Raw genomic sequence first — 13,548 nt, forward strand, 5'->3', positions numbered from 1 at the left:
GGTCATTACCGACCTGAAGGGACGACGATGCCTCGCTACCTGTCTGCCAAGACGCTTCTCGCCACCACCGCGCTGCTGGCGATCTCCGCCGCCGCGCATGCGGAAGACGTGAAGACCAAGGGGACCTCCCCGCTCAAGACCTCGACCATCAAGGCCGGCGCGGCCGACGCCATCAACGTCACCAAGGACGGCGGCGTCACGCTCACCAGCGGCACCGCGATCACGCAGGACACGGGCCACGCCGTCTCCAACGCAGGCACCCTTTCCATCAGCAACGCCAACGGCGCGGTCGGCATCGATGCACTGGCGGGCGTGAACGGAGACATCGTCAACACCGGCACGATCACCGTCGACGAACCCTATGTACCGGCCGACACCGACAAGGACGGCGACCTCGACGGTCCCTTCGCGCTCGGCTCGAACCGTTATGGCATCCGTACCCAGGGCGACCACGCCGGCAAGATCACCCAGAGCGGCACGATCACCGTCAAGGGCAACGATTCCGCCGGCATCGCGCTGGGCGGCAAGCTGACTGGCGCCTTCACTCATGACGGCACCACCACTGTGCTGGGTGACCGCACCGTAGGCGTCTCGGCGCAGGCCATCGACGGCAACGTGCGCCTTGCCGGCTCGGTTTCAGCGCAGGGCAAGGACGCCATCGGCGCGCGCTTCGCCGGTGACGTGAACGGCGCCATGGTGATCCAGGGGACCATCGCCGCGACCGGCTACCGCTACACCACCCCGCCCGCCGACCCATCCAAGCTCGACGCCGACGACCTGCTGCAGGGCGGCTCGGCACTGATCGTCGAGGGTAACGTCAGCGGCGGCATCATCCTTGCCGTCGCGCCCAAGGCCGACCCGGCCAAGCCCGATTCGGACGCCGACGGCATCGACGACGCCAAGGAAGGCAACGCCAAGGTCGTCTCCTACGGCTCCGCCCCCGCGATGCAGATCGGCGCTACCGACCGCGCCGTCACCATCGGCCCGGTCGCCGGAACCGCCAGCCAGTTCGGCCTCATCATCGACGGCTCCGTCGACGGCCAGGGCCTTTACGCGGGCGCGGCCGCCAATGGCCTGGTCATCGGCGGACGCGGCGGCGCGGTGAGCATCGCCAACGGCATCGGTGTTTCGGGAACGGTGAACGCTACCGCGAACGGCGCCAGCGCCACCGCCCTGCGCATCGGCGCGGGCGCGGCGACGCCGCAGCTCCAGAACACCGGCACCATCTCGGCCACCGGCGGCAATACGGCCGGCGCCCTTGCCACTGCCGTACGCGTCGATGCGGGTGGCACCCTGCCGACGATCCGCAACAGCGGCACGATCAAGGCCGTAGCGGGCGAAAAGGGATCGGCGACCGCCATCTCCGACGCCAGCGGCACGGTGAACCTGATCGAGAACGCCGGGACCATCTCCGCCACCGGCGCCAAGGCCAGCACCGAGGTTCCCGGCGCACGCAACATCGCCATCGACCTGACCGCCGCCACCGGCAATGTCACCATCAGGCAGACGCAGGTCGCCTCGGGCATAACCGCACCCGCCATCGTCGGCGACGTAAGGCTGGGCGGCGGCAACGACCTGCTCGATCTGGCCGACGGCACGCTGACCGGCAACGTCAGCTTCGGCGGCGGCAACAACACGCTGGGCCTTTCGGGTGATGCGGTGCAGACCGGCGCGGTGAGCTTTGGCGCCGGCAACGACACGATCTCGCTCGCCGGAACCAGCGCCTATAGCGGAGCGCTCGATTTCGGCGGCGGCGCCGATGTGCTGAACCTTGCCGGCACGGCACGCTTCAGCGGCTCGATCGCCAATTCCTCGCAGCTTGCGGTCAAGGTCGCGGGCGGCGTGCTGGATATCAACAAGCCCGCCTCGATCGCCTCGCTCGACGTCGGCGCGGCCGGCGTGGTGCTGGTCACGCTCGACAAGACTGCCGGGGCCGGCTCTGCCTACGCCGTTTCAGGCAATGCCAACTTCGCGGAAGGCTCAAAGCTGGCGATCCGCCTTGCCGATGTCGCCACGGCAGAGGGCAGCTATCAGGTCCTCACCGCCGGCAACCTGACCGGGCGCGACAAGCTGGCCACCAACACCGACCTCGTGCCCTTCCTGTTCAAGGCCGAGCTGGACAAGCAAGCCGCCGCCAACACCATCGTCGTCGACGTATCGCGCCGCACGGTCAGCGAACTGGGCCTCAACCGCTCAGGCGCGGCGGCTTATGATGCGGTGTTCGAGGTGCTGGGCAAGGACGAAAAGGTCGGCGACGTGTTCCTCGGCATCACCGACGGCGACCAGTTCCGCGCCGCCGTGGGCCAGCTTCTGCCCGACCATGCGGGCGGCGCCTTCGAGGGGCTGAGCCTGGGCACCCGCGCCCTCGCCCGCCAGATGCAGGACCCGCAGGGCCCCATCACCCGGAGTGGCCGCTTCACCACCTCGCTCAACATGGCGGTATGGGGCAGCGACCGAAAGACCGGCCAGAGCGCGGCCTACAAGCTGAGCGGCTACGCGTGGTCCGCCACCGGCGAATACGAAACCACGATGGGCCGCTTTGGCGCCACGGTCGCCTACCTGTGGAACAACCACAAGAACGGCCAGGTATCCGAGGTGGACTCCACCGCGTTCGAGCTGGCAGCGCACTGGCGCGGCAAATTCGGTCCCCTGAGCGCCTTCGCGCGCGGCTCGTATGGCAAGGCCGACTTCGACGGGAAGCGCACCTTCACCGGCGCCATCGGCACCGAGACGGTGAACCGCAGGATGGATGCCAGCTGGAAGGGCGATTTCGTGACTGCCAGCGGCGGCGCGGCCTATGAAGGCGGCGGCCAGTTCTTCTTCTTCCGGCCCGGCGTCACCGTCGACTACCTGCGCCTGAAGGAGAACGGCTACACCGAAAAGGGCGGCGAGAAGCTGAACCTCACCGTCGATGCACGCACCAGCGACGAACTGGCGGTGAACCCCAGCATGACCGTGGGCGTCGATTTCCTGGGCATGCGCGCCAAGGACGAAAACTGGCTGCGCATGGAAACCGAGGGCGGCTGGCGCGAAATCGTCAAGGGCGGCCTGGGCGCAACCACCGCGCACTTCGACGGCGGCAAGGACTTCACCGTCACCGGCGACGACGCCACGAGCGGTTGGTTCGCGCGCCTTCGTGCGATCGGCGGGTCGGCCGGCTTCACGATGGGCGGAGAAGTTTCCGCCGAAGACCGTCACGGGCGGGTCGATCTGGCCCTGCGCGCGTCGGTCTCGGTGGGCTGGTAAAGGGCGATGCGCGCGATATTCGTCGCCGCTGTCGTCCTGGGCACCGGACTGCTGATATGCTGCACCCCCCGCGTGCAGTCCGGTGCCCCCACGCTTCCCGCTACGGCCCAGCGAGGAGAGGAAATCCGCATCTCGCGCGGGCCGTGCTTCGGGTTCTGCCCGATCTACACCCTTGCGGTGACCCCGGCCGGGCGGATCGATTTCAAGGGCGAGCGGCACACCGCCGTCCTTGGCCAGCGCGCGCATTCGGTGGGCCGCGCGAAGTACGAGGATATGCGCCGCGCCCTGGCACCGCTGCGGCCCGAAACCGGCGTTGAAACGGAGTTTGTGTGCAAGGTCGCCGTCAGCGACATGTCGCAGCTGACCCTGGAATGGATCGCGGCCGACGGTACGCGCACGGCGTTGACCTACGGCATGGGCTGCCGCGACCCCGAAGGCGCCGCCATCATGCGCACCGTCGAGGAGCAGCTGCACATGCTGGAAGTCGCCGAATGGGCCGCGCAGAAGACATGGCCGGGTGATACCCGCGGATAACGCAACCCGAAGGGCCTTTCGACAAACTCAGGCCGAGCCTGTCGAAAGGCCCTCAAGGCCAAGACGGATCAAGGCCGGCGCTGTAATCCTACGCTCCTGCAAACAGCGGATGCGCCGGGGACAGGCCATCGCCGAACGTCATCGGCCCGCCCCTGTCGTCGCCCTTCCGCTCCACGCGGTCGAACAGGTTCAGCACGTAAGTCAGCCCCGAAAGACGCCATTCCCCGGCCCGGCATTCGGCGGTGAAAAGGTAGCGCCCCCAGAACGTATCGTCGATGCCCGGCGCAGGATCGTCCGTGCGGCAGACGATCACGCAGCCCGCATCGATCCGCGCCTGCTCTCCCGTCAGCGTGATCGCGGGCATGGCGAACATGTGGAGGCGGCGCGAATAGCCCTCCTCCAGTTCAGCCACGAACTTGCGGTATTCACCGAAATCGCCCTTGAACATGCCGAAGTCGAACATCGATTCCGGCCAGAACACGTCGCCAAGCCGGTCCCAGTCGAGCCAGTCGATGAGCCGGCCATATTCGGCCACCAGTTCACCAAGGCGCGCTTTGGCGATCAGGGCCGCGATGGCGCCGTCAGACATGCGCGGCCGCCTTCCAGTCGGAAAGGGTCGATACGGCATCGTCGAGGCGCACCAGCGTCTTGCCGGTGGTTTCACCCGACATCAGGCGGATGAAGGCATCCGGCGTCGCCTCAAGCCCCGTGGCGACGTTCTCGGTGGCGATGAGCTGGCCCGAGCGCACCCAGTTCGCCAGCGCATCCTCCGCCTCATGCAGCATGTCCGCGGCTTCGTAGGCTAGGAAACCGCGCATGGTGATGCGGTTCACCAGCACCTGCCACATGTTCTTCAGGCGGTAGGGGTCGGTCTGGTGGTTGTAGTTGGCGATCATCCCGCAGACCGGAATACGCCCGAACCCCTTCATGCGCGGCAACACGGTATCGAGCGTGACCCCGCCGACATTGTCGAAATAAAGGTCGATGCCATCGGGGAAGTGCCGGGCGATCTCGGCATCCAGGTCCTCGCAGTCCCGGTAATTGATGGCGCCGTGCATGCCGAGGTCTTCGGTGATGTGGCGCGCCTTGGCGTCGGAGCCCACCGTGCCGACCACGCGGCAGCCCGAAAGCCGGGCGATCTGCCCGCCGACCGATCCCACCGCGCCCGCCGCCGCGCTCATCAGCACTTCGTCGCCCTCACGCATTTCGCCGTAACGCTTGAGACCGACATAGGCGGTGATGCCGGACCAGCCGCAGGCGCCCATGTAGGCGGTGAGCGGCAGGTCATCGGCCACCCGCACGTTCTCGAAGCCGACGCTGCCGGGCGAAATCACCGAATGCGTTTCCCAGCCGATGAAAGCGCGACCGTAATCGCCCTCGCGGAAATCGGGGTGGCGCGACTGGACCACGCGGCCCAGCACCATCGTCGGGATCAGGGCGCCGATCTGCACCGGCGGCAGGTAGCTCTTCACGTCGTCGAGCATCCCGCGCACCGCCGGATCGATGGCGAATACCCGGTTTTCGAGGAGGACCTGCCCTTCCCCGATTTCCGGCAGCCGAACTTCCTCGATGCGGAAATTATCGGGGGAAGGCACCCCGGTGGGACGCGAATCCAGCACTATGCGGCGGTTCATCATGGTCTTTCTCCCGGTATTTCTATCGCCGCGCCGCCTCAGTCTGCGAAGCTGCGCTCGTTGATGGCGTCGAACTTGCGCACGCCGGCCGTGTCGATCCGGTCGGCCCAGCCGCCCAGCAGCGCCTGCACCGCAGGCTGGCCCAGATGCACCGCCAACGCTTCCTCGTCGCGCCAGCGTTCATAGACGAGCACGGTGCCGTCCTCGCGGCTGTCGAGGGCGAAGTGGTAGCCCAGGCAGCCGTCTTCCTTCAGCGTCGTCTCGACCAGCGAACGCAGCGCATCGGCAAGTTCCTCGACGAATTCGGGCGCGGTCTTCAGGTGTCCGGCAAGCACGATCATAGCGTGGCAATCCTCTTTATCTTGTTCCGGCGTTTCATCGGCGCGTCGGGGGCGTACCGGCACTGTCCCTTGTGACAGGTCGTGCCCGGCACCCTCGCTCACCAGGCGGGGGCATCGCCTCCGGGCACTGCCGGGCCGGTCAGCCAGTCTCCGGTGATGCCAATTTTGATCGCAGAGCCCCTCGCCACTTCGGTCCCGGCATCGGGAGTGACGAACATGATCCGGTTCGGCGCCCAAACCGAGCCGATGATCTCCTCCTCGTCGGCAGAAAGCTCGACGCCGGCCGCCGCGCACATTTCCAGCGCACGTTCGCGGGTCTGCCCCCGCACTTCGGGGACATAGGCCTTGGCGGGATCGTCATGGAGCTTGAGCACACGCGCCTTTTCGCGCTCCGCTTCCTCGGCGGCGAGGCCCTCGTCGAAGGCCGGGCCGTGGTAGTCGATCTCCCAGTCGAACGACATCATGTTCTCCAGGATATCGGGCAGGAACGGCGTCATGCGCAGGTGCGACCAGTGCGACATATAGCGCTCCATCGCCTCGTAAGTGTCGATGTCGCAGCAGTTGGCGAAATCGAAATCGCCGGAATGGAAGCGGGTGTGGACGACTTTGCCGTGGCTATAGTCGCGTACCTCGCGGTTGAGGTGCGACAGCTTTTTCACTTCCTCGATGAACAGGTCGATCTTGGCCGGATCGGCGTCCTTCTTGAACTTGAGCATCACCACGTGGCGGATCATCGTTCTCTCCCATGCTGGCGCCTGCGTTTTCGGCGCCGATTATGGGGAAAGACTAACCCGATATTTTTTATCTGGTGCCTGTCAGATTAAACAGGTGTGGTCAGGCATCCGATGCGAAGCCGATATCGGCCAGCTGTGCCGCCAGAACTTGGGTCATACACTCGGCGCTCCAGTCATCGGGCGCGAAGCAGGCTTCGAGCGAAATCCCCGCGACCGAGGCGATCAGCCGCCGCGCCTCGAACAGCAGGTCGCCGTCTCCGACCGGGCGGGCGCTGCGCCGCACCAGCATCATGCGGTAGAGTTCCAGGCTCTGCTCAGCCGCACGGCGGCGTTCTTCAAGGTACTCGGGCTCCAGATGCGCCCTGCCCCAGAACGCGATCCATACGCGCCAGTTGGCCCGTGCCTGTGCATTCAGCGGCATGATCTCTGCCAGGCAGTCGAGCAGCGGCAGTCCGGCAGCGAACGCCACCTCCAGCCGCTCACGGGCACGGTCGTTGGCGAGTTGATAGACGCCAAAGAGAAGTTCGTTCTTGTTGCGGAAATAGTGCGACACGATCGAGGTGCTGCACCCTGTCGCCGCCGCGATCTCGCGGAAGGTCAGCGCGTCGATCCCCCGGTCAGCGACAAGGTCGAACGCGACCGACAGGACAAGCGACCGGCGCTCCTGCTTGTCGACGATGATCGGCATCGTTGTCCTTCCCGGCCTTTCGCTCGAAATTACCCGCCGGGGCTTCCAGAGGAGCGTCCCTCTTGTCAAGCGGCCGACACGGCGCGCCGGCCTGCGGACTATTGCGCCGATGCCTGATTGCGTATCAAATCATTGCTGGAAGCAACGCTTGTGTTGACGCCGATGGGCGGGGGTGGAACCGCAAGATCAAATGCCCACCGTATCGTGCCGCCGAACGTGGGAAATACAACGCGAGAGAGGATAAGAGGTGGCCCGATCCTTTGCCCCGCGCTTCGCGGTCTACGTCGCGCTTGTGTTCCTGCTTCTGGGCGTGATGCAACTGGTGGCCAGCATCGTGTTCTACCAGTCGATCGACCGGCAGACCCTGCGCGAAGATCACGCCCGCCGCGTCGCCGAGATGCTGGTGGTGAGCGACCGTATCCATGCGCTCGACCCGCAGCTTACGGCCCCCACCATGAGCACGCGCCACCTCGCCGCCGCCGTGGCCAATGCGCCTTCCGTTGCCGCGTCTGCACCCTCCGAAACGCTGCGGGCGATCGCCACCCGCATCGTCGAATGGGAACCTTCGTTGGGCGGCCGTTCGCTGCGCCTTGCCGTGCGCGATGTCGGCCATGGCAAGCGCGATCTCGTCGGCTCGATCAGGCTGACGGACGAACACTGGCTGAACTTCCGCTCGCGAGACATGAATGCGGCGTGGCCGGTGGCCCTGCGCGCCACTGTGCTGACGCTGGCGACGACGCTGGCCTGCCTTGCCATCGGCCTTGCCGCACTGCACGTCCTTACCCGCCCCCTGCGCCGGATGAGCGACGCCGCCGATGCCATCGGCCAGGGCCGTCAGGTGACCGTGCGCGAAACGGGATCGCCGGACCTGCGCAAGCTGGCCCATTCGATGAACGTGATGCAGGACCGCATCGCGCGCCTGCTCCAGGATCAGGCCAGGTCGTTCGAGGCTATCAGCCATGATCTGCGCACGCCCCTGTCGCGCCAGAAGGTGGCCGCCGAACTGATCGACGATGCGGAACTGGGCGGGGTGATACTGGCCAGCGTGGACGAGATGGAAGCCCTGCTCGCCTCGCTCCAGCGTTTCCTGCGCGCACAGCATCTCGATGCCGAGCCGGAGACCGTGGAACTGGGCCAGCTGGTGCGGGGCGTGCTGTTCCCCTATCGCGGCAGGGCGCGGTTCGCCGTCGAGGGGACTGCCAGTGTCCGGACTTTCCGCGAACCCTTGTCGCTGGCGCTTGAAGCGCTGATCGAAAACGCGATCCAGTTCGGCGGAGAAGCGCGCATCACCATCCGCCGTGTCGACGGCCACTGGTGCATCGAAATCGCCGATTCCGGCCCCGGCATCCCGTCATGCTACTTCGATGCGATCCTGGACCCGTTCTTCCGCCTCGATGCCGCCCGCGCGCGCGACACTAAGGGCTTCGGGCTGGGCATTCCCACGGCGCACCGCCTGATGATGCGCTTCGACGGCAAGCTTACTTTCGCGTCGTCGCCCGAAGGCGGACTGATCGTGCGCATCCGCGTACCGCAGCCCCAGGATGCCGCCGCCTGAAGCGCAGAGCCTGCGCTCACGCTTCCATGAATGCGCGTTCGTCCTCGCTCGACGTTCTTGCCAGCGCTTCGTTGCGGTGCGGGAAACGGCCGAAACGGTCGATCTCGGACTTGTGGCTCTGCGCGAACTTCAAGATATCGTCGGCAAAGTCGCGCAGCGCGGTGAAACGCTCGATGCTCATCGCCTGAAGCTGCGGGTCCTCGGCGTGCATCAGCGGCATATAGAAGAACTGGCGCTGCCCGAACGACAGCTTCTCGTCCATGCCCATCGCGATCCCCTCGACCGCCCATTGCTGCGCGCGAACGTCCGTTTCGAAAGCGGCGGCGGCAGCGCGATGGATCTGCCTTGAAAACTGGTCGAGCAGCAGGATCAGCGCCAGCCGGCCGAGCGGCGTGGCCGCCCAATCGTCGAGCATGCAGGCACGGGCCTGCCTATGCAGATCGGCGAAACGCCCGCGAACCAACTCATCGAGCGCCTCGCCGCCCTTGAACCAATCCTGAGGCGTCAGTTCGCGAAACCAGAAATTCAGCACCTCGTCCTGTGGTTCGTTCAATTTGGCGCTCCTGCCCGGTTTCATGTTTTTGCCCAATTGCGCAGCCACTGCCCATGTGCCTTAGATGGCTTGCAATTCATGGGGATCAAGTTGGCTCCTTCGGCCGTTCCACACCTCTCGGAACGTTGGCACGGTCAACGCCTGCACCGCTCGCATTCCGTATCAGGAATGCATGACCGCAATGAACTCTAGGAGTGACAATGACACGGGTGAGCCCGGTTAGAACGGCCCTGAGCGGCGCTGGGCGCGGCGCCGGGCGGCGCTGGGCGATAGGGCTTGGCAGCATTGCCGCCGCAGGCGCCGCGCTTTGCCTTGCCAGCCGCCTGCCCCGCAGAACGGCGCCCACCACTGCCCGCCTCCCCCTGCCTGGCGACAGCTCGCTATCCCGTTCGGTGGCCGCCCAGACATCGGGGCACCCCGGCCTGTCCGGCGTCCACCTGTTGAGCGACGGTATCGACGCTTTTGCGGCGCGCCTGCTGCTGGCCCGCACTGCGGAGCGCACGCTCGACCTGCAATATTACATCTGGCACGGCGACCGCACCGGCACTCTGCTGCTCGAAGCGGTGCACGAAGCGGCCCGGCGCGGCGTGCGGGTGCGCCTGCTGCTGGATGACAACGGCATCACCGGGCTGGACCATGTGCTTTCCGCCCTGAACGACCACCCGGACATCGAGGTGCGCCTGTTCAACCCATTCCGCATCCGTTTCCCCAAGACCATCGGCTTCCTCACCGAATTCGGCCGCCTCAACCGCCGGATGCACAACAAGAGCTTCACCGTCGACGGCGCCGTGACGATCGTGGGCGGGCGCAACGTGGGTGACGAGTATTTCGGCGCGGGCGACGGCGCCTTGTTCGCCGACCTCGACGTCATGGCGATCGGGCCGGTGGTGCGTGACGTCGAACAGGATTTCGAACGCTACTGGAACAGCGTATCGGCCTATCCCGCAGCGCAGATCCTGGCCCGCGTCGGCAAGCGCCAGCGCGCGAAACTGGCATCGCGGGCATCGGTGGTGGAAAGCGACGCCTCGGCCCGGCGCTATGTCGAACGCCTGCGCAGCCTGCCGCTGGTCCGTCAGCTTGCCCAGGGCGATCTCGATTTCGAATGGGCAAAGGTAGAGGTCATCAGCGACGATCCCGCCAAGGCCCTGCGCGATATCGAGCACGACGAACTGCTCGCCGGCAAGCTTGACGAGACGATCGGCGAACCGCTTACGGAACTGGCGATCGTCTCAGGCTATTTCGTCCCCGGCCAGCAGGCTACCGACCAGCTCTGCGCGCTGGCCCAATCGGGGGTCGCGGTATCCGTGCTGACCAACGGGTACGGCGCCACCGACGTGGCAATGGTCCATGCGGGCTATGCGCCGTGGCGCAAGCAACTGCTGAAGGCTAGCGTGCGCCTGTTCGAAACCGGCACCCAGACGCGCGGCGCTCCTACGAAAAAGGCCGCCAAGAAAGAGCGCCGCAAGGGCAACCGGCTCGGCGTCGGCAGCCGCCTGCGCGCCACCGGCAGCGGCTCGTTCGCGGCCCTTCGCTCCGGCGCTTCGACAATCCACGCCAAGACCATCACCGTCGACCGCACCCGCCTGTTCATCGGATCGTTCAACTTCGACCCCCGCTCGTACCGGCTGAACACCGAACTCGGCTTCGTCATTCACAGCCCGCTGTTCGCGGCGCACGTCGCCGATGCCTTCGACAGCATCATTCCCGATGCATCCTACGCCGTCTCCCTCGGCACTGATGGCGAACTGCGCTGGAGCGACGGTACGGCGCCGCCCCGCACCGATGAGCCGGGGATGCGCCTGTTCGACCGCGTAATGGTCGGCATCGCCTCTCGCCTGCCGATCGCCTGGCTGCTGTAAGCACGCGACCTTTTCGGTTCACTCCGGGCAAAACCGATCCTACAGGCTACGGCAGGCCTGCGGGTTCTGAACAGGAGAGCGTGACTTGAAGCATATCCCGTGGATCATCCTCGCCCTGGTCGGCGCGGCGTGCCTTGCCGTTCTGGCAACGGTGCGCGGCGAGCAGATCAACGCGCTGTGGATCGTCGTCGCAGCGGTGAGCACGTTCCTTGTCGCCTATCGCTATTACGCCCTGTTCATCGCGCAGTACGTCATGAAACTGGACGGCAGGCGCGCCACTCCGGCCCACTACCGCGGCGACGGCATGGACTATGTGCCCACCGACAGGCGGGTTCTGTTCGGCCACCACTTTGCCGCCATCGCCGGGGCAGGCCCGCTGGTCGGCCCCGTACTCGCCGCCCAGATGGGTTATCTGCCGGGCACGCTCTGGATCATCGCGGGCGTCGTTGTGGCGGGCGCGGTGCAGGACTTCATGGTCCTGTTCATCTCGATGCGCCGCGATGGCAAGTCGCTGGGCGAATTGGTGCGCATGGAAATGGGCGCAGTGGCCGGGACCATCGCCCTGGCCGGCGCTTTTCTCATCATGGTCATCATCCTGGCGGTGCTGGCGCTGATCGTCGTGCGGGCCCTGGCGGAAAGCCCCTGGGGCATGTTCACCGTGGCCGCCACGATCCCGCTGGCGCTGATGATGGGCGCATACACCCGCTGGATCAGGCCGGGCCGGGTGGGCGAAGTGTCGATCCTGGGCTTCGTCGGCCTGATCGCGGCCATCGTCTACGGGCAGGCCGTCGCGGCATCGCCGTTCTGGGGACCGCTGTTCACTTTCACCCCCGAGCAGCTTTGCTGGATCCTGATCAGCTACGGCGCCCTCGCTTCGCTGCTGCCGGTATGGCTGCTGCTGGCCCCGCGCGACTATCTTTCCACCTTCCTCAAGATCGGTGCGATCACCGCGCTGGCGGTGGGCATCGTCATCATGGCACCGCCGCTGCGGATGCCGCCGCTTACCCAGTTCATCGGCGGCGGAGGCCCCGCGTGGTCGGGCGGGCTGTTCCCGTTCCTGTTCATCACCATCGCATGCGGTGCGGTCTCCGGCTTCCACGCCCTGATCGCCAGCGGCACCACGCCCAAGCTGATCGCCGCCGAAACCGACGCTCCCTTCATCGGCTACGGCGCGATGCTGATGGAGGCGTTCGTGGCGATCATGGCGCTGGTGGGCGCCTCGATCCTCGATCCGGGCATCTACTTCGCCATGAACAGCCCGGCCGCCGTGCTGGGCACCGATGCGGTCAGCGCCGCCCACGCCGTGACCGCGATGGGCTTCCCCGTTTCCGCCGACCTGCTGGTCCAGACCGCGCGCGACGTGGGCGAACACACTATCGTCTCGCGCACCGGCGGCGCGCCCACGCTGGCCGTCGCCATGGCCGAGATCTTCAGCCACGTCGCCGGCGGCTCGGCGATGAAAGCGTTCTGGTATCACTTCGCGATCCTGTTCGAGGCGCTGTTCATCCTCACCGCCGTCGACGCGGGCACCCGCGCCGGGCGTTTCATGTTGCAGGACCTGATCGGGCTGGCCGTGCCCTCGTTCCGCGCGGGAACTTCGTTCCTGCCGGGCGCGGTGGCGACCGGGCTTTGCGTGGCGAGCTGGGGGTTCTTCCTTTACCAGGGCGTCACCGATCCGCTGGGCGGCGTGAACACGCTGTGGCCGGTGTTCGGCATCTCGAACCAGATGCTCGCCGCCGTGGCGCTGATGCTTTCGACTGTGGTGCTGTTCCGCATGAAGCAGCAGCGCTTTGCCTGGGTGACGGTGGTGCCAACAGTCTGGCTGCTGATCTGCACCCTGAGCGCAGGCACCCTGAAACTGCTGTCGAGCGATCCCACGGTCGGCTTCCTCGCCCATGCCAACAAATTTGCGGACGCGGTTTCGGCGGGGCAGGTTCTGGCCCCCGCTAAGTCGATGGAGCAGATGGAGGCAATCGTATTCAACGACCGCGTCGATGCGGGGCTTTGCGTGCTGTTCCTGTTCGTGGTGATATCGCTAATGGGCTTCACGGTGCGAACCTGCCTCGCCGCGTTGCGGGAGGATCGGCCGACGGTGAACGAAATGCCCGCACAGATGGTCCCGGCGGAATGAGCGGGTTCTTCAAACGCCTGCGGGAAACTGCCCGGCTGATGGTCGGCCAGCCGCCTTACGAGGTCTATCTCGCGCACATGGCGAAACACCACCCCGATGCCGCGCCGCTGAACCGCGTGGAGTTCTTCCGCAACCGGGAGAACGCCCGCTTCAGCGGCGCGGGCGGAGGCAAGTGCTGCTGAATCCTGCCCAAGGATAACCCCAACCCCCCGCTCATCCTGAGCTTGTCGAAGGATGTTGGCACTGCGCAGTGATCCTTCGACAAGCTCAGGA

The 13,548-nt window shown here is 66.2% G+C and carries 12 protein-coding genes; 6 read left to right on the top strand and 6 right to left on the bottom strand.

Going from position 1 to position 13,548, the window contains the following annotated elements; translation table 11 throughout:
• The first annotated feature begins 27 nt into the window (after window positions 1-27).
• The gene (locus tag TQ38_RS11515; RefSeq protein ID WP_043980466.1) at window positions 28-3,246 is read left to right on the top strand and encodes a transporter; all 3,219 of its coding nucleotides are present in this window, start codon (window positions 28-30) and stop codon (window positions 3,244-3,246) included.
• A 6-nt stretch (window positions 3,247-3,252) separates the two neighbouring features.
• A complete protein-coding gene (locus TQ38_RS11520) occupies window positions 3,253-3,780 on the top strand; it encodes a DUF6438 domain-containing protein (protein WP_240197872.1) in 528 nt (175 codons plus the stop codon).
• 88 nt (window positions 3,781-3,868) lie between these two features.
• Here the strand turns inward: TQ38_RS11520 and TQ38_RS11525 are convergent, their stop codons facing one another.
• The 5 genes from TQ38_RS11525 to TQ38_RS11545 form a co-directional block, all read right to left on the bottom strand.
• Window positions 3,869-4,369, bottom strand: a complete 501-nt coding sequence (locus TQ38_RS11525) for a nuclear transport factor 2 family protein (protein WP_043980468.1) — start codon at window positions 4,367-4,369, stop codon at window positions 3,869-3,871.
• Window positions 4,362-5,417: an NADP-dependent oxidoreductase gene (locus TQ38_RS11530; protein WP_043980470.1), complete on the bottom strand. Its 1,056-nt coding sequence runs from the start codon at window positions 5,415-5,417 to the stop codon at window positions 4,362-4,364. Before TQ38_RS11530 ends, TQ38_RS11525 begins: the two co-directional genes overlap by 8 nt.
• A gap of 35 nt (window positions 5,418-5,452) precedes the next feature.
• Window positions 5,453-5,755, bottom strand: coding sequence for a putative quinol monooxygenase (locus TQ38_RS11535; protein ID WP_043980477.1), 303 nt, complete (start codon window positions 5,753-5,755; stop codon window positions 5,453-5,455).
• Window positions 5,756-5,853: 98 nt separating this feature from the next.
• A complete protein-coding gene (locus TQ38_RS11540; protein ID WP_043980479.1) occupies window positions 5,854-6,489 on the bottom strand; it encodes a Dabb family protein in 636 nt (211 codons plus the stop codon).
• A gap of 100 nt (window positions 6,490-6,589) precedes the next feature.
• Entirely contained in the window at window positions 6,590-7,177 is a 588-nt protein-coding gene (locus TQ38_RS11545) for a TetR/AcrR family transcriptional regulator (RefSeq protein WP_043980481.1), read from the bottom strand.
• 247 nt (window positions 7,178-7,424) lie between these two features.
• Here TQ38_RS11545 and TQ38_RS11550 point away from each other — a divergent pair, with 247 nt between their 5' ends.
• Window positions 7,425-8,732, top strand: coding sequence for a HAMP domain-containing sensor histidine kinase (locus TQ38_RS11550; RefSeq protein WP_043980483.1), 1,308 nt, complete (start codon window positions 7,425-7,427; stop codon window positions 8,730-8,732).
• Between the two features lie 16 nt (window positions 8,733-8,748).
• Here TQ38_RS11550 and TQ38_RS11555 read toward each other — a convergent pair whose 3' ends face one another.
• On the bottom strand, window positions 8,749-9,285 hold the full coding sequence (locus tag TQ38_RS11555; RefSeq protein ID WP_205316027.1) for a DUF924 family protein: 537 nt from the start codon (window positions 9,283-9,285) through the stop codon (window positions 8,749-8,751).
• Between the two features lie 200 nt (window positions 9,286-9,485).
• Between TQ38_RS11555 and TQ38_RS11560 the strand changes: the two genes are divergently transcribed.
• The 3 genes from TQ38_RS11560 to TQ38_RS11570 all read left to right on the top strand — a co-directional run bounded on the left by TQ38_RS11560 (window position 9,486) and on the right by TQ38_RS11570 (window position 13,457).
• Window positions 9,486-11,144, top strand: coding sequence for a phospholipase D family protein (locus TQ38_RS11560; protein ID WP_082057988.1), 1,659 nt, complete (start codon window positions 9,486-9,488; stop codon window positions 11,142-11,144).
• Window positions 11,145-11,229: 85 nt separating this feature from the next.
• Window positions 11,230-13,275 (top strand): carbon starvation CstA family protein, encoded by a 2,046-nt coding sequence (locus TQ38_RS11565; RefSeq protein ID WP_043980487.1) that lies wholly within the window; start codon window positions 11,230-11,232, stop codon window positions 13,273-13,275.
• Window positions 13,272-13,457 carry a YbdD/YjiX family protein gene (locus tag TQ38_RS11570; protein ID WP_043980488.1) on the top strand — a complete coding sequence of 62 codons (186 nt, stop codon included), beginning with the start codon at window positions 13,272-13,274 and terminating at the stop codon, window positions 13,455-13,457. Before TQ38_RS11565 ends, TQ38_RS11570 begins: the two co-directional genes overlap by 4 nt.
• Window positions 13,458-13,548: the final 91 nt, after the last annotated feature.

This window comes from Novosphingobium sp. P6W (assembly GCF_000876675.2).
GTDB lineage: Bacteria > Pseudomonadota > Alphaproteobacteria > Sphingomonadales > Sphingomonadaceae > Novosphingobium.

What these genes read in the sequence shown, in the direction of transcription:
- TQ38_RS11515 (WP_043980466.1), top strand. Translation starts at nt 28, where the DNA reads ATGCCTCGCTACCTGTCTGCCAAGACGCTTCTCGCCACCACCGCGCTG.
- TQ38_RS11520 (WP_240197872.1), top strand. Translation starts at nt 3,253, where the DNA reads ATGCGCGCGATATTCGTCGCCGCTGTCGTCCTGGGCACCGGACTGCTG.
- TQ38_RS11525 (WP_043980468.1), bottom strand. Translation starts at nt 4,369, where the DNA reads ATGTCTGACGGCGCCATCGCGGCCCTGATCGCCAAAGCGCGCCTTGGT.
- TQ38_RS11530 (WP_043980470.1), bottom strand. Translation starts at nt 5,417, where the DNA reads ATGATGAACCGCCGCATAGTGCTGGATTCGCGTCCCACCGGGGTGCCT.
- TQ38_RS11535 (WP_043980477.1), bottom strand. Translation starts at nt 5,755, where the DNA reads ATGATCGTGCTTGCCGGACACCTGAAGACCGCGCCCGAATTCGTCGAG.
- TQ38_RS11540 (WP_043980479.1), bottom strand. Translation starts at nt 6,489, where the DNA reads ATGATCCGCCACGTGGTGATGCTCAAGTTCAAGAAGGACGCCGATCCG.
- TQ38_RS11545 (WP_043980481.1), bottom strand. Translation starts at nt 7,177, where the DNA reads ATGCCGATCATCGTCGACAAGCAGGAGCGCCGGTCGCTTGTCCTGTCG.
- TQ38_RS11560 (WP_082057988.1), top strand. Translation starts at nt 9,486, where the DNA reads ATGACACGGGTGAGCCCGGTTAGAACGGCCCTGAGCGGCGCTGGGCGC.
- TQ38_RS11570 (WP_043980488.1), top strand. Translation starts at nt 13,272, where the DNA reads ATGAGCGGGTTCTTCAAACGCCTGCGGGAAACTGCCCGGCTGATGGTC.